Origin of the sequence: Mesorhizobium sp. M0830, from assembly GCF_040319965.1 — a bacterium.
Lineage (GTDB): Bacteria > Pseudomonadota > Alphaproteobacteria > Rhizobiales > Rhizobiaceae > Mesorhizobium.
Map to the genome: position 1 here is coordinate 25,951 of NZ_JAMYOR010000011.1, position 24,954 is coordinate 50,904.

At 61.6% G+C, this 24,954-nt stretch carries 22 protein-coding genes; 9 read left to right on the forward strand and 13 right to left on the reverse strand.

Translation table 11 applies throughout. From position 1 onward, the window contains the following. Positions 1 to 20: 20 nt before the first annotated feature. The 4 genes from fabF (at position 21) to gmk (ending at position 4,353) form a co-directional block, all read left to right on the forward strand. Positions 21 to 1,283, forward strand: coding sequence for a beta-ketoacyl-ACP synthase II (gene fabF, locus NKI20_RS09135; protein ID WP_352829975.1), 1,263 nt, complete (start codon positions 21 to 23; stop codon positions 1,281 to 1,283). Positions 1,284 to 1,385: 102 nt separating this feature from the next. Continuing rightward, on the forward strand, positions 1,386 to 2,645 hold the full coding sequence (mltG, locus tag NKI20_RS09140; RefSeq protein WP_352829976.1) for an endolytic transglycosylase MltG: 1,260 nt from the start codon (positions 1,386 to 1,388) through the stop codon (positions 2,643 to 2,645). Positions 2,646 to 2,802: 157 nt separating this feature from the next. Beyond that, positions 2,803 to 3,693, forward strand: a complete 891-nt coding sequence (locus NKI20_RS09145; protein ID WP_352599128.1) for a YicC/YloC family endoribonuclease — start codon at positions 2,803 to 2,805, stop codon at positions 3,691 to 3,693. A gap of 3 nt (positions 3,694 to 3,696) precedes the next feature. Further along, positions 3,697 to 4,353 carry a guanylate kinase gene (gene gmk / locus NKI20_RS09150; RefSeq protein WP_013532512.1) on the forward strand — a complete coding sequence of 219 codons (657 nt, stop codon included), beginning with the start codon at positions 3,697 to 3,699 and terminating at the stop codon, positions 4,351 to 4,353. Between the two features lie 6 nt (positions 4,354 to 4,359). On the opposite strand, the gene NKI20_RS09155 is transcribed toward gmk, so the two are convergent. The 8 genes from NKI20_RS09155 to NKI20_RS09190 all read right to left on the reverse strand — a co-directional run bounded on the left by NKI20_RS09155 (position 4,360) and on the right by NKI20_RS09190 (position 12,634). Then, a complete protein-coding gene (locus NKI20_RS09155) occupies positions 4,360 to 4,653 on the reverse strand; it encodes a DUF1330 domain-containing protein (RefSeq protein WP_023761594.1) in 294 nt (97 codons plus the stop codon). Between the two features lie 67 nt (positions 4,654 to 4,720). Next, complete coding sequence (gene rsmA / locus NKI20_RS09160; RefSeq protein WP_352829978.1) at positions 4,721 to 5,560, reverse strand: 16S rRNA (adenine(1518)-N(6)/adenine(1519)-N(6))-dimethyltransferase RsmA; 840 nt, start codon at positions 5,558 to 5,560, stop codon at positions 4,721 to 4,723. A gap of 10 nt (positions 5,561 to 5,570) precedes the next feature. Beyond that, complete coding sequence (gene pdxA, locus NKI20_RS09165) at positions 5,571 to 6,587, reverse strand: 4-hydroxythreonine-4-phosphate dehydrogenase PdxA (protein WP_352599124.1); 1,017 nt, start codon at positions 6,585 to 6,587, stop codon at positions 5,571 to 5,573. A gap of 13 nt (positions 6,588 to 6,600) precedes the next feature. Then, the gene (locus tag NKI20_RS09170) at positions 6,601 to 7,527 is read right to left on the reverse strand and encodes a peptidylprolyl isomerase (RefSeq protein WP_352599122.1); all 927 of its coding nucleotides are present in this window, start codon (positions 7,525 to 7,527) and stop codon (positions 6,601 to 6,603) included. A gap of 100 nt (positions 7,528 to 7,627) precedes the next feature. Beyond that, positions 7,628 to 10,048, reverse strand: coding sequence for an LPS-assembly protein LptD (locus NKI20_RS09175; RefSeq protein ID WP_352829981.1), 2,421 nt, complete (start codon positions 10,046 to 10,048; stop codon positions 7,628 to 7,630). Continuing rightward, positions 10,048 to 11,133, reverse strand: coding sequence for an LPS export ABC transporter permease LptG (lptG, locus tag NKI20_RS09180; RefSeq protein WP_352599342.1), 1,086 nt, complete (start codon positions 11,131 to 11,133; stop codon positions 10,048 to 10,050). Before lptG ends, NKI20_RS09175 begins: the two co-directional genes overlap by 1 nt. Continuing rightward, a complete protein-coding gene (gene lptF, locus NKI20_RS09185; RefSeq protein WP_352599118.1) occupies positions 11,130 to 12,332 on the reverse strand; it encodes an LPS export ABC transporter permease LptF in 1,203 nt (400 codons plus the stop codon). The genes lptG and lptF overlap by 4 nt, the downstream gene beginning before the upstream one ends. A gap of 113 nt (positions 12,333 to 12,445) precedes the next feature. Further along, on the reverse strand, positions 12,446 to 12,634 hold the full coding sequence (locus NKI20_RS09190; RefSeq protein WP_156938602.1) for a hypothetical protein: 189 nt from the start codon (positions 12,632 to 12,634) through the stop codon (positions 12,446 to 12,448). 50 nt (positions 12,635 to 12,684) lie between these two features. On the opposite strand from NKI20_RS09190, the gene NKI20_RS09195 reads away from it, so the two are divergent. After that, positions 12,685 to 14,196: a leucyl aminopeptidase gene (locus tag NKI20_RS09195; RefSeq protein WP_352829984.1), complete on the forward strand. Its 1,512-nt coding sequence runs from the start codon at positions 12,685 to 12,687 to the stop codon at positions 14,194 to 14,196. Between the two features lie 28 nt (positions 14,197 to 14,224). Continuing rightward, positions 14,225 to 14,674, forward strand: a complete 450-nt coding sequence (locus tag NKI20_RS09200; protein ID WP_023761585.1) for a DNA polymerase III subunit chi — start codon at positions 14,225 to 14,227, stop codon at positions 14,672 to 14,674. A gap of 123 nt (positions 14,675 to 14,797) precedes the next feature. Here the strand turns inward: NKI20_RS09200 and NKI20_RS09205 are convergent, their stop codons facing one another. Further along, positions 14,798 to 15,316: a DUF995 domain-containing protein gene (locus NKI20_RS09205; RefSeq protein ID WP_031260835.1), complete on the reverse strand. Its 519-nt coding sequence runs from the start codon at positions 15,314 to 15,316 to the stop codon at positions 14,798 to 14,800. Positions 15,317 to 15,404: 88 nt separating this feature from the next. Then, positions 15,405 to 16,328 (reverse strand): glycoside hydrolase family 26 protein, encoded by a 924-nt coding sequence (locus NKI20_RS09210; protein ID WP_352829986.1) that lies wholly within the window; start codon positions 16,326 to 16,328, stop codon positions 15,405 to 15,407. A 617-nt stretch (positions 16,329 to 16,945) separates the two neighbouring features. On the opposite strand from NKI20_RS09210, the gene NKI20_RS09215 reads away from it, so the two are divergent. Both NKI20_RS09215 and NKI20_RS09220 read left to right on the forward strand, forming a co-directional pair. After that, a complete protein-coding gene (locus NKI20_RS09215; RefSeq protein ID WP_352829988.1) occupies positions 16,946 to 18,829 on the forward strand; it encodes a glycosyltransferase family 2 protein in 1,884 nt (627 codons plus the stop codon). 288 nt (positions 18,830 to 19,117) lie between these two features. Beyond that, positions 19,118 to 19,525, forward strand: coding sequence for a hypothetical protein (locus NKI20_RS09220; protein WP_352829990.1), 408 nt, complete (start codon positions 19,118 to 19,120; stop codon positions 19,523 to 19,525). A 354-nt stretch (positions 19,526 to 19,879) separates the two neighbouring features. On the opposite strand, the gene NKI20_RS09225 is transcribed toward NKI20_RS09220, so the two are convergent. The 3 genes from NKI20_RS09225 to NKI20_RS09235 all read right to left on the reverse strand — a co-directional run bounded on the left by NKI20_RS09225 (position 19,880) and on the right by NKI20_RS09235 (position 23,665). Then, positions 19,880 to 20,881, reverse strand: coding sequence for a glycosyltransferase family 2 protein (locus NKI20_RS09225; protein WP_352830102.1), 1,002 nt, complete (start codon positions 20,879 to 20,881; stop codon positions 19,880 to 19,882). A gap of 44 nt (positions 20,882 to 20,925) precedes the next feature. Next, positions 20,926 to 21,852, reverse strand: a complete 927-nt coding sequence (locus NKI20_RS09230) for a lysylphosphatidylglycerol synthase transmembrane domain-containing protein (RefSeq protein ID WP_352829992.1) — start codon at positions 21,850 to 21,852, stop codon at positions 20,926 to 20,928. Between the two features lie 184 nt (positions 21,853 to 22,036). Next, complete coding sequence (locus NKI20_RS09235) at positions 22,037 to 23,665, reverse strand: ArnT family glycosyltransferase (RefSeq protein WP_352829994.1); 1,629 nt, start codon at positions 23,663 to 23,665, stop codon at positions 22,037 to 22,039. A 236-nt stretch (positions 23,666 to 23,901) separates the two neighbouring features. On the opposite strand from NKI20_RS09235, the gene NKI20_RS09240 reads away from it, so the two are divergent. Further along, on the forward strand, positions 23,902 to 24,489 hold the full coding sequence (locus NKI20_RS09240; protein ID WP_502898069.1) for a DUF995 domain-containing protein: 588 nt from the start codon (positions 23,902 to 23,904) through the stop codon (positions 24,487 to 24,489). Positions 24,490 to 24,954 lie beyond the last annotated feature (465 nt).

The window sequence follows — 24,954 nt, forward strand, 5'->3', positions numbered from 1 at the left end:
ATCACCGGGGAGGACCTGCGATGAGGCGTGTCGTCGTCACGGGCCTTGGGCTGCTGTCGCCGTTCGGCATGGGCTTCGAGCACAGCTGGAAGGAATTGCTGACCGGCCGCAGCGCTGCCAAGCGCATCACCGAGTTCGAGGTGGAAGATCTTGCCTGCAAGATCGCCCACGTCATTCCGCGTGGCGACGGCAGCAATGCCACCTTCAATCCCGAGGCCGTGCTCGAGCCGAAGGAATTGCGCAAGATCGGCGACTTCATCCTGTACGGGATTGCCGCCGCCGACGAAGCGCTGAAGGATTCCGGCTGGGAGCCGAAGACGCACGCCGAGCAATGCGCCACCGGCGTCCTGATCGGCTCCGGCATTGGCGGCATCGAGGGCATCGCAGAGAACGCGATGATCCTTAGGGAACGCGGCCCCCGCCGCATCAGCCCTTTCTTCATCCCGGGCCAGATCATCAATCTTGTCTCCGGGCAGGTTTCGATCCGGCACGGGCTGAAAGGCCCTAACCATGCCGTGGTCACGGCCTGCTCCACCGGCGCCCACGCCATCGGCGATGCCGCCCGGTTGATCATGTGGGGCGATGCCGACGTGATGCTGGCAGGCGGCGCCGAAGCGCCGGTGACGCGGCTGTCGATCGCCGGCTTCGCCGCATGCCGGGCGCTGTCGACGGAACGCAATGATTCGCCGGACACGGCGTCGCGCCCCTATGATCGCGACCGTGACGGCTTCGTCATGGGCGAGGGGGCCGGCGTTGTCGTGCTCGAGGAGCTCGAGCATGCCAAGGCGCGCGGCGCCAAGATCTATGCCGAGGTCACGGGCTATGGTCTCACCGGCGACGCGCATCACATCACCGCGCCCGCCGAGGATGGCGATGGTGCCTTCCGTTGCATGACGGCGGCGTTGAACCGGGCCAAGCTGGCCCCCGCCGATGTCGATTACATCAACGCGCACGGCACCTCGACCATGGCCGACACGATTGAGCTCGGCGCTGTCGAGCGGCTTGTCGGCAATGCTGCGTCGAAGATTTCGATGTCGTCGACCAAGTCTTCGATCGGCCATCTGCTTGGGGCGGCGGGTGCCGCCGAAGCGATCTTTTCGATCCTTGCCATCAGAGACAATGTCGCCCCGCCGACCATCAACCTCGACAATCCGGAACGCGAAACCGCGATCGACCTGGTGCCGAACAAGCCGCGGGCCCGCCAGATCGACGTGGCGCTGTCCAATTCCTTCGGCTTTGGCGGAACCAACGCGTCGCTTGTCTTCCAGCGCTACAATGGCTGATCGTCCGGCTGACGGGCGCCGCTTTGGCGTGCCATCAATTTTGCCATATTCGCCCCTACTCTACCGCTGGGGATTCGTTGGGCGATCAAACGGTAGGGCGAAATGAACACAAATCCGGCAAGCAACGGAGAATTGGGGCAGCGGCCCGCGACATCCAGTCCGATCGTGCCGAAAACGGCCAGCGAGGCGTTGCGGCCGGAGGCCGGCACGCCGCCGCCGAAGCGCTCGCGAGCATCACGCAGCCAACTCGTCGTGTTCATGAACTTCGTCATTTCCTCGGTGATGCTGATGGTTCTGGCGGCCGGCGTCGCGGTCTATTTCGGCAAGCAGGAATTCACCGAACCCGGCCCCTCGGCCAATGGCGACACCTTCCTGGTCAAGCCGAACACCGGTGTCCAGGACATCGCCGACCAACTCGAACGCCGCGGACTGGTCAGCGACGCTCGGATCTTCCGCCTTGGCGTGCGCGCCTTCGGCAATGATTCCGCGCTGAAGGCCGGCGAGTACGAGATCAAGCCCAGGGCTTCTATGCGCGACATCATGGAGCTTTTGAAGAGCGGCAAGTCGGTGATGTATTCGCTAACCGTTCCAGAGGGGCTGACGGTCGAGCAGGCGCTGCAGCGCATCGCCGACGAGACTGCCTTGAGTGGCGATATGCCGGCGACCATTCCTTCGGAGGGCAGCCTCGCCACCGACACGCTGCGATTCACGCGCGGCGCGACACGCCAGCAGATGATCGACAAGCTGCTGGCCGATCAAAAGAAGCTGGTTGATGATGTCTGGCAGCGGCGCGCGCCGGACCTGCCGCTGGCCAACGTCGAAGAGTTTGTCACGCTGGCGTCGATCGTCGAGAAGGAAACGGGCAAAGGTGACGAGCGTTCACGGGTTGCCGCCGTCTTCCTGAACCGGCTTGCCAAGGGCATGCGCCTGCAATCCGATCCAACCATCATCTACGGTCTGTTCGGCGGCAAGGGCAAGCCGGCGGACCGGCCGATCTACCAGTCCGACATCCAGAAGCAGACGCCCTACAACACCTACTTGATCAACGGCTTGCCGCCGACGCCGATCGCCAATCCCGGTCGCGCGGCGCTGGAGGCGGTAGCCAATCCGTCGAAGACGGACGACCTCTATTTCGTCGCCGATGGTAACGGCGGGCACGTCTTTGCCGCGACGCTGGAAGAGCACAATGAGAATGTCGCCCGCTATCGCGCCTTGCAGAAGAAGCAGGCAGATGAGGCTGCCAAGACCATCAACACCAGTGGCGCCGGGGACGGCAATGTCGACAAGCCCGCTGACGCTGGGGCCGCTGGGCCGGCTGACGGTGGCGACGACAACGGCGGGGACGCGGGCGCTGCCCAGTAGAATAAGGAAGGGCCTTGCCCACCAGGCGATGCCCTGACATTTGCAAAAGCGCCGCGCGTCCTATTTTGAGGCGTCTGCGGCGCAGTCATTTTCAAGCCGCACTTGCTCCTCGCCGCAAAGCCGGTTTCGGGGTGTGCGCCAGGGACGTGTGGACGATATGAATTTGCAGAGCATGACCGGTTTTGCACGTGCCGTCGCCGAGCATGAAGGCACCTCGATTGCCTGGGAGGTCAAGTCCGTCAACGGCAAGAGCGTCGAGATACGGCTGCGATTGCCGCCAGGCTTCGAGCGGCTGGAACCAGCCGTCAGGCAGACACTTCAGAAGCGTTTTGCACGCGGCAATTTCCAGGCGACGCTGACCATCGGGCGTGCCGCCGGCGCGCTGGCGCAACCGGTCGTCAATGAAGCCTTCCTGAAGGATCTGGCAGGGCTCGCCAAGCGGCTGCAGGAGCAATTCGGCTTTGCTCCCGCGACATCAGACGGATTGCTTTCGCTGCGCGGCGTCCTCGACATTCCCGAAACTGTCGAAACCGAAGAGGCGAGGGCTGCGCTCGATGCAGCAATCATGGCCGCGCTCGAGGTGGCCCTGAAAGGGCTCGAACAGGCACGACAAAGCGAGGGTGCCGCGCTGGCTTTTCTGTTGTCGGGCCATATCGACATAATCGAGGTGCTGACGCTGCGGGCCGAGGCGGATCCGTCACGCGAGACGGCGGTGATCCGCGAACGCATTGCCGAGCAGGTCAGGCTGCTGATGGACGCTTCCGCCAATCTGGACGCGACCCGGCTGTACATGGAGGCGGCGTTCCTCGCCACCAAAGCTGATATTCGCGAAGAGATCGACCGGCTGAAGACGCATATCGCATCAGGTCGGGCACTGCTTGAAGGCGGCGGTGCAATCGGCCGCAAGCTCGATTTTCTGGCACAGGAATTTAACCGCGAATCGAATACGCTATGTTCGAAGTCGAATGCCGCTGCCGTTACCGCGATCGGGTTGGAGCTGAAGGCGGTGGTCGACCAGTTTCGTGAACAGATCCAGAATCTGGAGTAGCCGATGGTTGCCAAGGATTTGGGGTCCCGTATTCGCCGCCGGGGCCTGATGCTCGTCCTGTCGTCGCCGTCTGGCGCCGGCAAGTCGACGATCGCGCGCAATCTTCTGGAAAGCGATTCCAGTCTCGAACTGTCGGTCTCCGTCACCACCAGACCGCGCCGCGGCAGCGAGATCGAGGGCGTCCACTATCATTTCCGGACGATGCGCGAGTTTGAGCGGCTGCGCGATTCCGACGCGCTGCTGGAATGGGCCGAGGTGCATGGCAATTGCTACGCGACCCCGCGTGAGCCGGCCGAACTGGCGCTGTCTGAAGGACGCGACATGCTGTTCGACATCGACTGGCAAGGTGCCCAGCAACTCAAGGAGAAGATGCGCGCCGACATTGTCTCGATCTTCATCCTGCCGCCATCGATGAAGGAATTGAAGGCGCGGCTGAAGCGCCGCGCCGAAGACCAGGAGGCAGTGATCGAGACGCGGTTGAAAAACGCCCGCAACGAGATCGAGCACTGGAAGGAATATGATTTCGTCATCGTCAATGACGACCTCGACCGCGCCTTCGCCGAAGTGCGCGGCATCGTCGTCGCCGAGCGGCTAAGACGTGATCGCCGGCCAGGCCTGTTCGATTTCGTCTCGGGACTGTTGGACGAGAAGACGGGCTGAACGGCTTTAGGGCGCTATGCCATCGACCAGGATCAGGTTTCGGCTGAGCGCCGCATCGCGCACGTCCAGTGCCGACGCGTACTCGGCGGAGGCGTACCAACGTCTGGCCCGTTCCATGTCAGGAAATTCGACGACGATCAGCGGTCCGGGATGCCACATGCCTTCCAGTGTCTCTACCCGTCCGCCGCGCACCAGATAGCGCCCGCCATGCTGGGCGATAGAAGTCGCCGCGCGGGATCGGTAGGTCTCGATGGCCTCTTCGTCGCGGATCGTGACATCGGAAATGACATAGGCGGGCATTTTGATCCTCCGGCGTGTTCGCCAGATTATCTATGCCTCGAGCAAAACGCTTCCAGACCCGCCGGCACTACACCGCATTGGTCAGCCGCACGAATTCCTCGACGCTGAGCGTCTCGGCACGGCGTGTCGGATCGATGCCTGCACGGGTGAGCAGCGCCTCGCCCCCCAAGCTTTTCACGCTCTGCCGCAGCATCTTGCGGCGTTGGCCGAAGGCGGCTTCGGTGACGCGGCCGAGTTTTTTCACCTCGGCGGCCAGCGGAGCCAGGCGCGGCACCAGATGCACCACCGAGGAGGTGACCTTCGGCGGCGGCGTGAATGCCTGTGGCGGCACGTCGAAGGCGATCCTCGCCTTCGTCCGCCAGCCGGCAAGAACCCCGAGCCGGCCATAGCTGTCGCTGCCGGCTGGCGCGACGATGCGCTCGGCGACCTCGCGCTGGAACATCAACGTCATCGAGGTGTAGAAGGGCGGCCAATCGCTGACCGTCAACCAGCGCACCAGCAGCTCCGTGCCGATATTGTAGGGCAGGTTGGCCACGATCTTTACTGGGCCACCGCCCCCGGCCGCTCTACTGGCTAGTGCTGCGAAATCGGTCTTCAGCGCATCGCCGGACACAATCTCAAGCCGGTCGGGATAATGGTCGGACACTTCGGCAAGCGCTGCCAGGCAGCGTTCGTCACGCTCGATGGCAATGACGTGGCGCGCTCCGTTGGAGAGCAAGGCGCGGGTCAACCCGCCAGGACCGGGACCGACCTCGATCACGGTTGCATTGGACAAGTCGCCGGCGGTGCGTGCGATCTTGCCCGTGAGGTTCAGGTCGAGCAGGAAATTCTGGCCGAGCGCCTTCCTTGCCTGCAGCCCGTGACGCTCGATCACCTCGCGCAGCGGCGGCAGCCCGTCGACGCTCATGCCTTCGATCTCATGCGGCAACCGGTCCCGTGTTCGTGTCGGCCAATTGCCGGGCAAGCTTCAATGCCGCCATCAGGCTGTCGGGCCGCGCCACGCCCTTGCCGGCGATGTCGAAGGCGGTGCCGTGGTCGGGCGAAGTGCGGATGAAGGGCAGGCCGAGCGTGACATTGACCGCCTCGTCGAAGGCCAGCGCCTTGGCCGGGATCAGCGCCTGGTCGTGATACATGCAAAGGGCGACGTCGTAGCCGGCCCGCGCCCGGGCATGGAACAACGTATCGGCGGGCAGGGGACCGAAAGCATCGATGCCCTCGGCACGCAGGATTTCGATTGCCGGACGCACGATCTGCTCGTCCTCGAGGCCCATGGCGCCGCCTTCACCGGCATGCGGATTGAGCCCGGCAACGGCCAGCCGTGGCTTTGCGATGCCGAAGCGGCGAGCGAGGTCGGCGGCGGTGATGCGCGCGGTGGCGACGATCAGTTCGGTGGTCAGGGCCTTCGGTACTTCGGCCAGCGCAATGTGGATGGTAACGGGGACGGTGCGCAGGTCGGGGCCTGCCAGCATCATCACCGGCATCGCCTCGACGCCGCTGTGCCGGGCCGTCAGATGCGCCAGATATTCGGTGTGGCCGGGGAAGCGGAAGCCGGCATCGTAGAGCGGCTTCTTGGCGATGGGGCAGGTGACGACCGCCAAAGCTTCGCCGGCAAGGCAGTCGGCGACGGCACGGTCGATGGCCTCGATGGTTGCTGCGGCATTGGCCGGGTCGGGCCGGCCAGGGCTGTCGATACTGTGGGCAGTCAGCGGCACGATCGGCAGGGCGCCGGCAAAGACTTGCGCCGCTTGTGATGGTGTCGTTTCGACGATCGGCAGCGAAATGCCGAGGAGGCGCGCCCGCGACACGATCAGCGCCGGATCGGCGAGCAGATAGAAGGGAGGCAGGGCGGCGGCCTCGCGCGCCATGAAAGCAGCGATGGCGATCTCCGGCCCGATGCCGGACGGATCGCCGGCGCTCAACGCGAGCGCAATCATTGGGCTGCCCACGTCAGCGCTTGACGATGCGGGCTTTCGCCTTCAGCTCGTCGACATATTTCTTGCTGAGTTCGTCGGCGTTCTTGTCGCCGGAGCCTTCGTTCTCAAACACCATCTGGGCGACCTTGTCGTCTGACACTTCGCGCGACGAGCAGATACCGATGAATTCGACGCCGCGTTCGGTCGCGCGTGTGACGGTGGCGCCACCGACCTTGGTAGCCTTGATCTGCTCGGCCCAGTCCGGCGGCAGCTGCGGTGCCAGCACCCGGCCCAGATCGCGAACGGTAACGTCGATCAGACCCTTGGCGAATTCGCGGGTCGTGTTGCAGCCGCTGAAGCGGGCACGCATTGCGTCGGCCTCGCGCTTGCGCTTAGCCAGCGTTGCGCTGCGTTCGGCCGCCGGCACCACGAAGATGACCTGCTGCAGCATGTACTCGGTAGCGCTCGGCTTGGCGCCGCCTTTTTCGAGCATCTTCCTGACAAGATCCTGTTCGCTGACGGCACCGGTACCATCGCCGGAACGGTAGCGCGCGCTCAAGGCCTGGTTCCAGGCCATTTGGGCGCGAATGAATTCCTTGAAGTGGCTCTTGCCGACGCCTGACTTCTCCATGACGCCGTCGAGCTGGCTGAGCTGCATCTTGTTGCTCGAAGCAAAGCGTTGATATGCCGCCTCGACCTGCGCGTCGCTGATGCGGATACCAAGCCGCTTTGCTTCGGCCATGCGCAGCGTCTGGTCGATCATTTCCTGGCCGGCGTCACCCTTCTTGCGCTGCAGCTTCAGAAAAGCGGCGCGATGGGCGATGTCGCCGGTGGTGACCGGAATGTCGTTGACGACGTATTTGATCTCGCTGGCGAAAGCCGGTGGCGTCATCACGGTAAGCGACAGGGACGTCGCTGCCACCAGCAACGCGAAACCTGCTGAAAAGAGGTATTTCCTCATCGTTGGTATCCCAATTCTATCCCGGCTCCGCCCAATTTCAGCTTTTCCAGGTGCGCGAAATCCGTGCCAGCCCTATGCGGCGAAACGATGTCGCCGACTGTTACTGGATCGTGTCGACGCCGTTGGTCGACGAGCCGAAATCGCCGAGGGTGCGGAACGACAGATTGAAGCCGATGCTCTGCGAGACTTCCCTGGTGTTCAGGTCGCGCGACTGCGAGTAGGTCATCAGATAGGTGAAGCAGGAATCGTTGTAGGCGAAGCCGACACCATCCCTGACCAACAGGTTTTCCTGAAGGTCGTAAGTTCCGGTACCGAAGACGCGCCAGTTCTCGGCAAGATGCGTCGATGCGCCAAGCGTGACCTCGTGACGATCGGTCGTGAAACCGTACAGGGGCTGGGCCTGGATGAAGGCGTATTTGGCGCTCAGTGACACGGGCAGGCCGGAATAGGCGGCTTTCACCTCGGTGCGGCGGTTCTCGAAGGTCTGTTCGTCGAAACGGCCGCTGATCGAGGCAGCGAATCCATTGGGACTGCTGATGCCGAACAGACCGACATAGTCGGACTTGGTCGTGTCGAGGCCGGAATTGGCCCCGACATTGACCAGATCCGGCGCGGCGAAGGAGTTCTCGCCGCCGATCTGGTAGGATTGGCCGAAAATGGCATTGGTGCCCCAGCCATTATTGTAGGAGCCGGAATAGCGGAAGCCGACATTGGCGCGCGAACCGCCTTCGACGCGGTCATAACCGGAGAACTTGTCGCGTTCGAACAAGGTTGTCGCGTCGAAGACCATGCTTTGAGCGTCTTCGTTGGGGACGGCGAGACCGCCGACATACTGCTCGTTCGGGCGCATGAAGACCTGCGCCATCGGCTCGATCACGTGACTGGACCCGCTGGCCAGGGAAAACAACACAGGCCAACGCATCTCGAGGCCTGCGGTTGCCATGAAGCGGGCAAACGACGAGCGCATGTCGTCCTGCTGGCCCAAATTTGTTGCCATGTTGTTGATGGCGTCGAGCGATGCCGACGACGCTTTGAGGTAGTCCACGTCGCCCTGCAGCGCCAGCAACGGCGTCAGCACCAGTCCGTCATCGGTGACGAAGCTCCGCTTCCACTCGGCTTCGGCGGTGAGGCGCCCGGATTCGCCTTCAATACCGGGGACACGCTGCGTGGGGACGAAGAAGGTCTTGTCGAGATCGTCGCGGCTGATGACCCGTGTGTTGGCATTGAGCGACAGCTGGCCGCCGGCCATCGACACGTCGGGAATGTAGGCGTAGTCGAGCGACGGCAGCACCCAGGGCTGCTGGCCGCTTCGCGCCGCGGCATTGCTGCTAAGCGTATCCTCCTGCACATCGAAATGCATGGCGCGCACGTCGAAATGGTTGCGGCCGTTGAGACCCGTCAAGTAGACCGACGACTGGTGGACGGAGGCATTGTACTTGTCGATGTTATAGGTATGCGAGAAGTTCTTGTCGGTCTGCAGCAGCACGTCCCAGCCGAAATTCCAGCGCTGATTGATAGCGAACTGGCCCTGCGTGCCCATCATGCCACGGAATTTGTTGGGATCGCCCGCCGCACCCGTATCGACGTTGTGCCCGGCGGTGCTGGGGAAGGCAGCCGTGTCGAGGAAGGCGTTGGGATCCTGCTGATGGATTCCGGCGATCTTCAAGCTGTACTGGCCATTGTTGAAGCGCTGGCGCCACTCAGCCTCACCGAGGAAGCCTTGCTTGGTGTAGCCGGTGCCTGTGACGGTCAGGTCATAGGTCGGCGACAATGCAAAGTAATAGGGAATCTTTACGCCGACGCCGAGATCGTTTTTGTAGACGATGCCGGGTATCAGGAAGCCGCTCTTGCGCTTCACCGTCGGGTCGGCAATCTCGAATGCAGGCAGATAGGCGAGCGGAAAGCCGAAGAACTCGAAATTCGCGTTCTCGAAGCGAACCGTCTTCTTCTCGCCGTTCCAGATGATCTTCCGCGCCTTGACCCGCCAGGTCGGCGCTTTGTCGGGCTTGTCCTCGCACGGTTCGCAGGCGGTGTAGACGCCATTGTGGAACGTGGTCAGGACGCCGCCCATGCGCTCGGCACTTTCGGCGGCGAAATACGCCTTGTCGATGGTTTCGACGCGCAACGCGTTGACGAAGCCGTCGGCGAAGTCATCGGTGATGTCGATATGTTCCGAATTGATCTTGGTGCCGTCGCTGTTGACGACCTCGACATTGCCGCTCGCGACCATCCGCTTGGTGTTGCGGTTGTATTCGACCCGCTGGGCGACAAGGCGATTGCCACCGTAGTCGATCTGCACGCCACCGACGGCGGTCACCGTCTGATTGTCGTTGTTGTAGACCAGCGTATCGGCCGCCAGCAACATCTGCGAGCCGGACGGAACCGTTGTCGCCATGTCGCCAACATCCTGCGCGAAGGCCGGCATCGGGACGGCGCAGGTAAGCAGGCACGCCAAGGCGGTCGCCGCATAGAGGCGCGCCAACCGGGCCTGCCTGTTGCTGGGCAAAAACGCCTCTCTCACTAGCCGTCTTCCTTGTATAACAGGAAAGTCACCCCGAAGAACATAGCCACCACGACGGGCACCCAGGCGGCTACGACAGTCGGCACGAATCCCGCCACGCCGAATGCCTTTACCAGCACCGAAACGACATAAAGCAGAAAGCCAGCGATGATGCCACCCAGAATCATCGTCGCCGACTGCCCCATCCTAGCAAATCGCATTGAAACCGTTGCCGCAATCAGCGTCATGGCGACGAGAAGGAACGGCAACGCCACCAGCGAATCAAACTGCATGGCAAAGGCATTTGCCTTGAGGCCGAAGGAACGGGCAATTTCGATCTTTCCCGGCAGATCGTAGAACGGGATGGTTTCGGGCCGCGCCAGCCGTTCCTGCACGAATTCGGGCTTCAGATTGGTTGGCACGCGATCGTTTGCCGATGCCTGGATCGTGCCGTTCTGCAATGTCTTGACGTCCTGCAATTCCCAATAGCCGTCGCGCAGGAAGGCACGGGCGGCGTCCTTGCGCTCGACGATGTTGCCTTGCGGGTCGAGAACGAAAAAGACGACATCGGCCATCTCCAGGCCCTGGTTCAAGATGGCCCGCGCGCCGATGATGGTGTCCCCCGAACCGGTTTTCTGCCGAATCCAGGGTGCGGCATCGGCCGAAACCTTGTTCGATTTTCCGGAACGCAGCTGGGTTTCGATCTGCTCGGACCAGGAGAATGCATGCGCGGCGAGCGGATTGATGACGCCAACTGACAGGACGCCGAACAGCAAGGCTCCGATGCAGCATGGCAAGAGGAATTGCCAGGCGGAAACGCCTGCGGAACGCGCGATGACCAATTCGTAGCGCCGGTTGAGCGACACCAGCGTCGCCATCGCCGAGAAGAGACCGACGAACGGCACGGTCTGCAGCATGATCATCGGCATCCGGAGGCCTGAGATGGCCACTGCCGTCCCGTAGGTGAAGCCGGGCAGGCCGGTGGTGCGGCCGGAGAGCTCGGTGAAATCGATCAGGAACACCAGCGCCAGAAGCCCGATGAAGAACCAGATAGTGATCGTCACATAGCGGAAGAAGAAATAGCGGCCCAGCGTCCAGCCCATCAGCCGACCCCTTGCCCTGAAGTGCCGCGCCCGGACAGCCGCAGTTTGAGGGCGTTCCAGCTGTCACCGATGCGGGTGGCGAAGTTTGTCATCCAGTCCGCCCAGGCCACCGGCAGCTCCATGGTCCGGTTGGAGACGATGAACCAGATCGCCACCGCGGAAGCCACGACCGGTATGCCATAAACCATATAGGCATATTGCGGGATATCGTCGGCCTTGCTGGCGGCAAAAAAGCCCAGCCAGCGCACGAACAGCGATATCCCGATGGCTGTAATCAGCGGATTGACGCGCGCCTCGCGGTGCGAACGCGCATCTCCGGCGACCGCGAGCGCGATGAGCGCGAAGACCATGGAATACATCCATTCCGAAAATCGCTGGTTGACCTCAGCCAAGTATTCATAGGGGTTCTGCTGATAACTTTTGTCGTTGGCGCTTGGGTTGAGCAGGTACTGGGTCGTCTGGTCCTTTGGCAAGAGCGTCACCGTCGAAGCTGACGCCATGAAGGCCGACATGTCGAAGGCATAGGAGGTGAACCGGATGACTGAGAGATCGCCGGTCAGCGTTTTGCGATGGATGACACCGTCATTCATCATCAGCACCTTTTCGCCGCCGCGTTCGACGATGCTGCCGGTCTTGGCGTAGTAGACGAGGTTCACGCCTTCTTCGCGTGAGTCGGCGACGAAGATGCCGCCCAGCCGATTGTCGGGAAGTCGCTCGCCGACCTGCAGGAACAGCCCGTCTTCGATCTTGCGGAAGGTGCCTTCCTGGATGATCAGCGACAACAGATCCGCGCGCGACGATGCCACCAGGGCGCGGTTTTTCTGCCGTGCATAGGGGTCGATGCCGTTGTCGACTGCAAAGGAAAAGACGGCTGCCGCGAGCGCCAAAAGCATGATTGGCCGCACGATCGTCCAGCGCGAGGCGCCCGCGGCGTTGACGACGGCGAGCTCGGAATCCGAATTCATGACGCTGAGCGTCTGCGCGACCGCCACCACCAGTGCGAAAGGCACCACGACCGGGATGATGGACGGAAGAATGAGGGCGGCGACCTCGAAGAAGGTCAGTGCCGACTGGCCGCTGTCGGTGACCAGGTCGATCTTTGCCAGCACTTGCGTCGTCCACACGATGGCCAGCGTCCAGACAAGCGCGGCCATGAAGACCACGAAAGTGCGGCGCATGATGTAGCGTTCAACGACCTTCATGAAGGCTTTTCTCGATTTTTTCGAACGGCATCATGCCACCACACAAGGGTAGCCGTCCGGCAGCGCCTGCACAACTGGCTCCATCAGAGGGTCGATCCGGCTCCCGTCCCAAGTCACCCGCCCCGGCGGGCCGGAGTGTCGGCGGGAATGGATAAGAAAGGGAGAACATCGATGGTTAACAACAGGTTGCGGCGAAAAGCGGTGCCGTGCCGCGAAGAATCACCATCGATTCCGTAGGTCATATGGGATGCGAATTCGGCAAAGTCTTGCCAAATGCCAGAAAACGACCAAATGTCGCGCATCGTCTCGAACCCTTCCCCAAAAGCTGCGCATTCCCTGAAAGCAGGACATTATGAGCCAAAGACCGTCGATCGCCTTCGCCAAATTCTCCTCACCTCAGACCGCGTCGAGCAAAAAAGGCACAGCCTTCGTGCTCTCGGCGGATGAGGGCGGCCTGAGCGATGCAGCGAAGGCTTGCGATCCCGGCAAGACGCTGGAGCGGGCTTTTCCGGTGGCCGAGTTCACAGGCAAGTTCGCCGGCGTGGTGGAAGTTCTGGCGCCGCAGGGGGCCTCGCTCGACAGGCTGGTGGCGATAGGCGCCGGCAAGGTGTCGGGACTGGACGATTATGCGTGGCTGAAGCTTGGCGGCACCATTGCCGCGTCGCTGCGCAAGGCGGCCGAGGTGGCAGTGGTGCTCGATCTCGCCGGCGCGTCGCCAAGTGGCAAGGATGCGGCAAGCCTTGCGGCGGGCATTCTCCTGCGCAGCTATTCCTTCGACAAATACAAGACCAGGAAGGACAAGGACGACGGCAAGGCCGAGCCGAAAAAGCCGGTCAAGGTGATCATCCACACCGCCGATCCGGCTGCGGCAAAAAAAGCCTTCACCGATGCCGAGGCGGTGATCGACGGCGTCCTGCTGGCGCGCGACCTCGTCAACGAACCCGCAAACGTGCTCGGGCCGGTCGAGTTCGCCGCTCGCGCCACGGAACTCGAGGCGCTCGGCGTCAAGGTTGAGATCCTGGCCGAGAAAGAGATGAAGAAGCTCGGCATGGGCGCGCTGCTCGGCGTCGCGCAGGGCTCGCCGCGCGGCGCTCGCATGGCGGTCATGCAGTGGAACGGCGGCAAGCCAAAGGACAATCCGATTGCCTTCATCGGCAAAGGCGTCACCTTCGACACCGGCGGCAATTCGATAAAGCCGGCGTCCGGCATGGAGGACATGAAGGGCGATATGGGCGGTGCCGCCGCTGTTACCGGCCTGATGCATGCGCTGGCCGCGCGCAAGGCGAAGGCCAACGTGGTCTGCGTCATAGGCCTGGTCGAAAACTCCGTCGACGGCCATGCTCAGCGTCCCGGCGACATCGTCACCTCGATGTCGGGCCAGACCATCGAGGTGCTCAACACCGACGCCGAGGGCCGCCTCGTGTTGGCCGATGCGATGTGGTACTGCAATGACCGCTTTCAGCCGAAATTCATGGTCAACCTGGCGACGCTGACGGGCGCCGTCATGGTCGCGCTCGGCCAGCACTATGCCGGGCTGTTTTCCAACAATGACCAACTGTCCGAAAGGCTGACGGCCGCGGGGCACGCTACACAGGAGCGGCTGTGGCGCATGCCGCTCGGCGCCGAATACGACAAGCTGATCGATTCCAAGAACGCCGACATGAAGAACATCGGCGGCCGCTATGGCGGCGCGATCATCGCTGCGCAGTTCCTGCAGCGCTTCGTCAAGGACACCCCCTGGGCGCATCTCGACATTGCCGGCACGGCAATGGGCTCGCCGTCGAACGAGATCAACCAGTCCTGGGGGTCGGGTTTCGGCGTCCGGTTGCTGGATCGGTTGGTGCGCGACAATTATGAGCAGTGATCCGATTCAATCACTATAGAACGAAGCGATGGCCGACGTCCTGTTCTACCACCTGACCGAATCGACGCTGGAGGATGCGCTGCCGGGCCTCCTGGAGCGCAGCGTCGATCGTGGCTGGCGCGCCGTGGTGCAGACCGGCACCGAGGAACGCCGTGATGCGCTCGACCAGCATCTTTGGACCTTCCGCGACGATTCGTTCCTCGCCCACGCGACCGATCGTGAGGCATATCCCGGCGAACAGCCGATCCTGCTGACCACCGGAGACGGCAATCCCAACCAGGCCAAGATAAGGTTCCTCGTTGACGGCGCGGTGCCGCCTGACCTTGGTGGCTACGAGCGCGCGGTGTTCTTGTTCGACGGCCACGATGCCGCCCAGGTCGAAGCGGCGCGGGCACATTGGAAGGTGATGAAGGACGCCGGCCATGCCGTCACTTACTGGCAACAGACGCCAGACCGTCGCTGGGAGCGCAAGGCTTGATGCATGTCGCCCAAAGGTTTTGGGAGAGCGGCAGGCATAAAAACAGCGACCTAACCTAAGCAGGTCGCCTGAACCGTTCAGCCGATCTGCTTTAGACCTGTGGCTCGACGCAGAAGACAGTATCTACTGCTTTGCCTTGATCAGGTTCATTTTCTTGGTGACGTAGTCGCCGTATTTCAATTTCATGGATTCGTCCGACCGGTTGCGATGCGAACTCCTGAAAACATACCACTCGCCATCAGGTGATTTACGCTTGTAGATTACCTTGCCTGCCTGGCGATGCTCGAAGCAGGTCATCGAGCCCTTCACACCCCAGGAGCCATGCCATTGCGCACGGTAGCACAACTTGCCGCCGCCGGGGATGAACCACATGCCGTCGCCATAGCCCGGATTGCCTTTGTCGTAGGTCCAGGCGTCGAATTGCCGTTGCTTGACGGCAAAGAACCCGGCGCCCTTCTTGGCCCACAGCCACGAATGGTTCTGGTAGATCCGGTAGACGCCATCGTCAGGAATAACGGTGGCCTTTTGCGCCTGCTCGGCGATTGTCGTCGCCGCGTCGGCTGTCGAAGGGATATGGAAGGCAAGAACCACAACGGAGCAGGCGAATGCCGCTCCGCGACAATTTCCCAGTATTCGTTTCATCAAACTCCCCCACGGACTGATTTATGCCATGCCTCAACCATCTTCCCGAACCGCTGGTTCTGGAAGGAGATGGATCGGCATGATGCGCTTACGGCAGGACGTGCTGCGTCACTCTCCAGTCCGGCAGCCCGTAGCCATCCAACCACGGCCACACTTCCTTCTGGTTGAAGTAGACGACCGAAGTCAGCGCCGGGAACTCCGCATGGGATTTACGGGTATCTTCCTGCCACTTCGAGACATAGTCCTGCTTTCCGACATAGCCGAGTTCCGCAACCACGACCGGTTTGTTGAACCTTGCCACGCGGTCATAGCCGGGCTTCAGCATCTCGGCGAACGTACGGTCATGACCGGCCTCGTTAATGTCCTTCTTCTGCAGACCGAATACCGACAGGCCGATGACATCGACATAGTCATCGCCAGGGTAATATTTTTCCAAGCCCTCTTCGCCTTTGGGCGACCACATATACTTGGCGGCGGGGGCAGCCTTGCGGCAAAGATCGACTTCGCGCTTGTAAGCGGAGATCCAATCCTTGGGAGCCCAGTTGGCCCAGGTGAAGCGGCCGTTCGTGTCCTCCATTTCCTGCGCCCAGCGAATGGTCACCGGGCTCTTCATTTGTCCCACCAGGTCGCAGATAGCCTGCATGTTGGCGTCATATTTGCCGCCCAAAATGCCGTCGCGCAATTCGGGTGGGGTGATGCGCCAGTCCTTCGACCAGGTCCACGGCTCAATCGTGATAAGCAGCGAACGGCCGCGTTGCAGTGCATACGTATCGGCCAGTGGCAGCGTCGCCAGATCGACGTCCTCCCAGGGTAGGAACAACTCTTCGATGCTGGCGCTCTTGTCGGCGCTGAAGTCGCCATAGGGATCGTAGGATCCGAATGCCGAAGCGGCGCTGCTCGTCTGAACGGGGTCTGTCCCGGCGACGGAGCCGGCGCTTCCTGCTGTGGTGAATGCGGCGCTCCCGCCCAATGCAAGCGCGATTGCAAGTGCATTTGCTGCAGAACGTTTCATGACTGACCTCCATAGCTTTAACTTCCCGCGGAAGTTAAAGCTTCGCCCATGCGTATCGATGATTGATCGACACGACTGTCCAAAACCAATCGGTCCAATTGGCTGAATCTGCGGGATTTCGGAGCGACCATTGGCGGGCGTGCGAGCCTTCGCACCGAGCCACCCAAAAACTATCTCTCGCTGCACCAACACCGAGGAGCTACAGAGAGAAGTTCGCCGCGATACTCACAAATTCGCGTCAATATCCCGATATATCATCCCTAGCTAATTTAAGAGCCGGTCGGGGCCAAGAGTCAAGCACAATTAATGGTTGCTTAACCATGTCATTGGCACTGCGGGTGACGCCGCCCTCTGGCCGGATCCCCTCCGAATGGCCTCGATCCTGTCGGTGGATTTCCAACGCCGAAGAGTTTGCCGGCTCACCCGCTACAAGCCGCTCGATGGCGGCTATTCCTCTCCCAAGGCCTTCCAAGCGTAGCTCACCAGATCTCAGGAAAGATACTTAACGAATATCTAATTTAGTTGACACTAAGAAAGTGTGGGCCGATTCTGTTGCCCGGGTTTTGCGAGCTTCAGCCACTTGTCGGCGGAAGCCCAAAGTGGCGGCGGGTAACTGTATGGGTGCTTCCGTACAAGCTGGCATCATCGGCCGTGCGAGCAGACGGGCAGCGCATCGCTCTAAGACGGCTCTGGCCGCCACTCCGCGCAAAGGGCCTTTTTTGGTGCCCGTGCTGTCGGTCACTCAGCAATGGACCCTGAGACTGGCGCTGGCTTTCTGGTTCGTCACGCTCGGATTTTTCTGGATCTGGTGGCTAAAGCCCGAGCATGTCGAGCATGCTGGGCCATACGCATTCGCGACACTCGTTCTGGTGTGGCTCACGCTCATGCCTTTGTACTTTCTCCTGAACGTGCATGCGTCGAAAAAGCCGTCCAAGCTTCACACGATCCCGAAGCGCTCGCGGGTCGCCATGGTCGTGACCAAGGCGCCATCCGAACCCTTTGCCGTGGTTGCCCGCACGTTGGAGGCAATGCTTGCGCAGGACTATCCACATGACACTTGGCTGGCGGATGAGGATCCTTCCGAGGAGACGGAGCGCTGGTGCAAGGCTCGCGGCGTGCTGATTTCGACGCGGCGCGGCAGGGAAGACTATCACCGTACGACATGGCCGCGCCGCACCCGCTGCAAGGAAGGCAACCTGGCGTTCTTCTACGACCATTATGGCTATGAGTATTACGATTTCGTCGCTCAGATGGACGCCGACCATGTGCCGACGCCGACCTATCTCAGGGAAGTCCTCTATCCCTTCGCCGATCCCGCGGTCGGTTATGTGTCGGCGCCGAGCATCTGCGACAACAATGCCGCCGAAAGTTGGGCGGCGCGCGGCAGGCTGTTTCCGGAAGGGATGTTTCACGGACCTCTGCAGTCCGGGCATACGGGCGGGGGAGCTCCGCTCTGCATTGGCTCGCACTATGCCGTGCGGACCAAGGCGCTGAAGCAGGCTGGCGGTCTCGGTCCGGAACTGGCGGAGGATCACTCCACTTCGATGCTGATCAATGCGGCCGGATGGCGCGGGGTGCACGCGCTCGACGCCATCGCCCATGGCGACGGCCCACAGACCTTCGCCGACCTCGTTACCCAGGAGTTCCAGTGGTCGCGCAGCCTGATGACGATCCTGCTCGAATATTCGCCGAGCTATCTCCCTAAGCTGTCACCGCGGATGCGGTTCCAGTTCCTCTTTTGCCAACTCTGGTATCCGCTGTTCGCCGTCTTTGCGTTGCTGATGTACGTCATGCCGATCTATGCGCTGTCGACCGGACGCAACTTTGCCAATGTCATGTATGTCGACTTCCTCTTCTATTATCTGCCGAACGCCGTCGCTCTGGTTGGCTTGGTTATGATGCTGAAGGCGTTCGGCCTCTCGCGCCCGATGACGGCCAAGACGATCAGTTGGGAAGGCACGCTGTTCCTCTTCTTCGCGCGCTGGCCCTGGGTGCTCGCCGGCACGCTGTCGTCGATCCGCGACTATCTGACCAAATCGTTCGTCGATTTTCGGGTCACGCCAAAGGGCAGCGGCCCAAAAAGCCTTCTGCCGGCCCGCGCCCTCGCTCCCTATGTGGCGCTGGCGATCGGCGCGGCGCTGCCCGTGCTGCTCGTGGATCACCCCTTCGACGCCACCGGCTTCTACTGGTTCGCCGCCTTCAACGCCTTCCTCTATGGGCTTCTGGTGGTGGTCATCGTCGCAAGACACGTCATCGAGAACAGGATCCCGTTGCGTGCCAATGCCGCGAAATTCGCCTTGCAGGCGTCGCTTGCCACGCTGGCGCTCGCCGTTCCGGCCGTGGGCTTCTACGATCGCGGTCTGGAAGGCGTCTATGGCCTGCAGCAGGGCGCCGGCGGCCTCCGCATCGTACGCATCGCCTATGTGGTTTCCGGCGCCGGCCAGGGCAACATCGGTGCCCGCAATTTTTACTTCGATCCCGGCTGGGTATCACCGCGCTGACGCCGTGAGGCGTACGCGCGCAAACAGTTCCCTGAACTGCATTTGGCTTGATAGCAGGCCAGCGACCGCAGCAGTGGCGGCGCGCTCAAAAGATCAAATTTTAATAAAATCTTATTGAGCGCCGAAAGACCGCGCTCATCATGTCGTTTGCCCGAATCTTAATAAGCTTCCTCTAATATGTGGCCACGATGTGAGTGGCGATAGGCTGCTCACGTGGCGCGGAGAGATAACAATAAGAGGGAATAGATCTCCGCGCTCCAACGATTTGTATTTGCGGCAGGGGATGCGATGAAAAAGTCTATGGTAAACGGGGCAAGGATCGGCAAGAAATATGTCTGTGCATTTGCCACTGTTGCATTGATCTCGATGGCGTCCGGTTGCCAGAGTATGGATGCGAACAAGACCAGCTCGATCGGCACCAAGCCCGCGGTTTATACGCTCGGCAAGAAGCAGCACTCCGTCGAGAACAAGCCGCTGCATCTGATCAATCGCAAACCGCTGACACGGATGACGACCGTGACGCGTACGAGGCAGGAGATCTATGCGGCCCTCGTGCGGCCGCAGCCGGTCGGCAGGCCGGCGCCGGTGAAGGTTTCCTATAGTACGGGCAATGGCGGCCCGTTCCTGGGTCATTCGCCCTGGATTTGCAGCCCGAGCGGCTTCGGCCAACGCGCCAGCTGCCGTTCGCGTTACTGATTTTAGTTTAGAACATCAGACGCGAAAGCGGCGGCGCGGTTTGAGTGAAGAGGCGGCCGCTCTGGTCTTCGCCCGGGGGGCGAGAGTCAAGGGCAAGAGGTTGGCGCAGGCGTTGCGCCTTACCTCTTGCCCTTCGACCATCATTCTGGCGACACGGTTCGGCAAACCTTGTCAGTCCTTCCTCGTTCCGCACTTTCCTGGCGGCAAGCCGGCTGCGCCTTGCCACCTTCAGTGCCGGATTGCATCAGGCGTTCATGTTGCCGACGACTTCGTCGATCCTCAAGCCGCCGGCAGACATGCCCGCCGCTCCGGTCACCACGATCGGCATGGAACCTATAGGGCGTTCCAATCAGGTCACGATGCCCGACCAGGGCGGTGCCAACCGTCATTGTTGTCGGAAACCGGCTGCGGCCGCGCGACATAGGCCGATGCTCCGTTCGCCTCGTGATAGACGCGTGCCAGCATCTCGGCCAGCACGCCCGACGTCACCATCTGCACTCCCGCAATAAGCAGGAAGAAGCCGGTGAACAGCATCGGGCGTGTTCCGATGTCTTGTGCGAAAAACAACTTCAGGCAAAGCAGGTACGCAAGGATCAACGATCCCAGCGCGCCAAGCACGATGCCGATGCCGCCGAAGAAATGTCCGGGACGTGTGCGATAGCGCATGAAGAAATACATGAACACCAGATCGAGAACGACCCTGAAGGTGCGCGAAATGCCATATTTGGACTCGCCGTGGATGCGGGCATGATGCGTCACCACCTCCTGTGCGATGCGTCTGGGGGTCGTCACCGTGGCCAGCCAAGCCGGGATGAAGCGGTGCATCTCGCCATAGAGCTTGACGCTGCGGATGACATTGCCGCGATAGACCTTGAGGCTGCAGCCATAGTCCTTGAGACGAACGCCGGTGACACGCGCGATCAGTGCGTTGGCGATACGCGAGGGGAGTCTGCGCATGAAAAAGCCTTCCTGGCGGTCCTTGCGCCAGCCGACCACCATGTCGAGATCCTCGCTCAGCAGGCGGTAGACCATGCGCGGAATGTCGAAGGGATCATTTTGCAGGTCGCCGTCGATCGTGGCGATGACGTCGCCGCGTGCTGCGTCGATGCCGGCCTGCATCGCGGCGGTCTGCTTGTAGTTGCGGACCAGCTCGACCGCGTGAACATGCGGGCCGTAATGCGCTGCCAGGCGCCTGATCTCGCTCACCGTCGCGTCGGTGCTGCCGTCATCGACCAGCACGACCTCCCACGGCCGGTCGTAGCCTTCCATCGCCTGGTGAATCCGTGCCAGCAGCGGCTCGACGTTCTCGGCCTCGTTGTACATGGGTACGACGATGGACAGCGTATGGTCCGGCATCACTGCGCCGTCAGGCAGTCCCGAAGCAGGGATGGGCAATATGTTCATTGTGATGGCTTCCTTGCAGGTCCGACAGCCGGGTTCCCCGGCAGCGTCGATTTCGAGGGAAACAGCCAGGCGATCGCGCCCGTGACGATTGCCGAGCAGAAGATGAACAGGTGCAGCGCCAGCGCCGCCTGCAGGCCGCTCTTCATCGCGATTCCGGAGGTGAGCAGCGCCGCGGCCGCACCCGCCTCATAGGTACCGAAGCCGGCGACGCCTTGCACTGGCAGTATGGCGGCGCCTTCGGCTCCGACGACGCCGGGAAATGCGGTGGTGAACGATGTCCCCAATATCAGCGCCAGCAGCCATCCCTGCACGGTGAGCTTCAGCGACCAGTTGGCGATTGTCCACCACCAGCCGTAGCGGGAGCGACCGGTCGCCTCGGTGAAGGTGTCGCGAAGCAGGCCGAGCTTGGCCACGATCCTGCTGCGCCCAGCCCAGTCATGCGGAGCACGTGCCCAGCGCGGCAGGTACCAGGCGGCGGCGATCAAGGCGGCCACGCCGGCGATCCTTATCGCCGGATGCAGACCCGGCCAAACCGCCAGGGCCAGCACGCCGACGACGAAGGCGTCCTGCAGCCTGAACCACAGCAGCGAGGCGCTGGCGCGCATGATCGGTACGCCGAAGACTTGGCGCAGCAGCAGCGGGAAGGCCGTCTCGCCGCCACGGAAGGGGACGACGTTGATCATCGCATTGTGGATCAGGATAATGCGCAGGCAGGCGCCGAAACGGCCATCAACCTCGTCGCGGAACTCGTCGCAGACGCGCAGCGCACGCAAGACATAGGTGACGAAAAATGCGATCGTCGCCACAGCGAACATGCCGGGCGTAATGCGCTCGAAGGCGTCGCCGACCATGCGCCAGCGCGAGTCGCTGGCCAGCCAGGCCAGCAGGGCCAGCGTCACGACTATCGAGATTGCTCTTTTCAACCAATTCTCCGCCGGTTTTCTCCGCCGAGTTCCAGCGGCAGCGTCGGTGCGCCCGAATATCCCTGGCGTCATCAGGGATCGCTTCGCCTGGTCCGCCGCGTTGCCTTCCGCAGGCGAATGCGGGGCCGCTGAACCGCCGGACCATTTCTTGTCGATGGCCTACAGCCCCGGACCGTCGCAGCTCTCATGGACGGGTGATCCTATAGACCAGCAAATCATCGGAATCCACAAGCTTGGTTCCGGTCTTGTCCAGATAGTCGATGACCCCGTCATGATGCTCGACGAACAACCGATCCTGCTTGTCGGCGGCGTTCTTGGCCGTGCCGAACAGGTCCGCGCCCTGCGCGCGCAACTCCTCGAGCTGCGCGATCGCAGTGGCATCGTCCGCGACGAATTTCGACCATTCGACATCGCCTCCGCCAGGCGGGAATACCCAGCCGCGCGCCCTGCTGTAATAGACTGCGACGGGATCGCCGGCCTCGGGCGCGATAGCGACGACGAGGTCGCCCGGGCGCGCCAACCGCGCCAATTCCTCGCCGAGCAGTTTGCCGTTCATGGCGATCGGCGCCTTCATCGTTCTGACGAGGGGAAAGGTCGACCACACGAGTGTAACGACCGCGATGCAGATCGAGCGCAGCACGACCGCCGGCGACAGGGCGGTTCCCGATGCAAGCGTTGCCAGGAGAAGCGCGCCGCGGCCGCAGAACATCGCGAACGGCACATGGAAGATGTGGTAATTCCAGGGATTGCTGGTGATCTCGCGCGCCGCCGCCAGATAGACGACCATGGCCGCGGCCAGCCAAACATAGGGAATGGCCGAAAGAGCGCGTTGCTTCGGGTCTTTGGTGGGTCTGGGCGGCATCCAGAAGCCGGCCGCGATCAGCACCATGAACGGATAGCCGTAGAACCACCAGACTGAGGTGTTCCACACGGATTTGAAGTAGAAGCTGTTCCTGAAGAAAGTCCAGAAGCCGGAATCCCAGATGTAGCCGCTACCCGCGACATGAAACGGCGGATAGCTGTGGCCGAGATAGATGGCCCAGCTGAAATAGGCGCCGATAATGGCCAGGCTCAAAAGCCCCGACAGCAAGACGCTGGTCGCCGGCTTCCACTTCTTCTCCAGCAACCAGCAGACCATCAGGTAGAAGATGACGGCGCCGGCGGCGAGGCCCGGCGGCTTTGACAGCACTCCGAGCGAGAAGCTGACCGTGGCGAGCGGCAACAGCCGGCCGCTGCCGCCGGCCCAGTATTTCGCGAAAAGCCAGACGCCGAGCGTCACCAGGGCCAGCATCGAGGGATCGGGAAGAAACGAACTGTCGATCATGATCGCCGCCGGCATCAGCGCATAGGCAAGGGCTGCGGCATGGGCGTGCGTCTCGCCCCAGCATAGCGCCGTTAATCTGTGCAGCGAAAACACCGTCACCAGGCCGAAGAAGGCCGCAACCATCCGGCCGAACCAGTCGTGCCAGCCGAAGAGTTGATAGAGCAGGGCGGTGACATAGCTGACGATCTGGAATTCGCGGCCTTGGTAACTTGGCCCGGGCCCTGTCCAGCTGACCTCCGGGAAGAAGATATTCCAGCTACGCTGCTGGAAATTGTCTGCCATCATTGCCGTGCTCGTCTCGCGCCAGCTGAAGGCATCGACCAGCGGCAAGGTTATGTTGTGGAACCTGAATACGACCGCAATGAACAGGATCCCCAGCAAGATCGCCGTGTTGGGGACCAGATAGCTACGGGCAGCCGTGTCCCGGCCGATCGACTGCGGCAGGTATTGCCGAACTTCAGCCTGATTCAATTCCGGGTCGTCTGTCATTTGAAACCGCGTCCCCTCTGACGTCCGCGGATTTGCTCTTGCGTGCGATTGTCAAAGATGTGCGGAAGTATACGACGCAATCCTTAATTTGACGACGGCGGTCTATGCGTGTCTCGAATAAGTGCTGTCCTTTGGCCTCGCGAACGTTGACATCGCGGTTCTCGCGGCTGTTAAATAGTTTGCATGGCTGTCGCGCCGATAGCGCTGCCCTTGGTCAAGCAGTCATGCGAATGTCAATGGTGCAGATAGCTCCGACCAGATCGCCGCCAGGTGTCGACCGTTGGCGATACAAGGACCGTTGTCGGTTCGCAAGTTGCACGCAACTTCTGTTTTTCCTGGCCGTCTTCGGCCAGGCGGCCCTTTCTGGAGCGGCTTACGCCGCCAAGGACAGTGCAGCTGCGCAAGCGAACAGCGCAACTGTTCCAACTCCTTACGAACTGCAGCTTATGTATGCCGGCCGCACATGGGTATGGAAGAACGGAGCGGCCTATTTCGCTCGGGGCGACCGACACCTCAAGGCCTGGACGTCCGGGCAGGACACGGCATCAGTCGCGGAGGGCAGATGGCTGGTGACCAGCGGCGGCAAGATGTGCATGGAACTCGCCTGGCGGTCGAAGAGCTACGCCGGCAAGCAGCATCGCACCTGCTACAGCCACCGAATCCAGGGCGGGAACGTCGAGAAACGCAAGGACCCGGATGGGGAATGGTATAGTTTCAAGCGATCTCCCGAGGGTATTTCCGACGAACACAGGAAGTTCGAAACAGGCGACACAAAGGGCGCGCAGTTCGAAGAGGCCCGAAAGCTGGTCGATTCCAAGAATTAGGCCGTGTTCAGCCACGTTGAGGCACAAGCGGACTCGCCCCAGAGGGCGCCCGATCCTGGTTTCTGGTGGTACCGTTCAGCATGGCCGGCATGAGCCATGACACCGGGTTGAAATCTCCAAACCCATCCCTGTTCTGAGAGCAGCCTGCACTTTGCCGGGCGCCTGTCCAGGAAGCGGCGAATCGCTTATGGTCAAGCATCAAGCCGTTCGGCACGTGCAATCAGCGCGCCTACCGCTGCATGATAGCATTCAATCCTATGTGACAGAACGACAAGATGGTGGGCCTACCACACGGGTTTGATGAAATTTAATAATTAGTGATGTCTAATGTTCACGTGTGATGTGCGAATGGTCACTCATCCGGCGTGAAAGCGGCGAAGGCATAGTATGTCGCAACGCGCCCTTGGATTATACTTGGCAGCAAGGGATAAATGATGGACAGCGACGCAAAGGGTGCATTTCGCC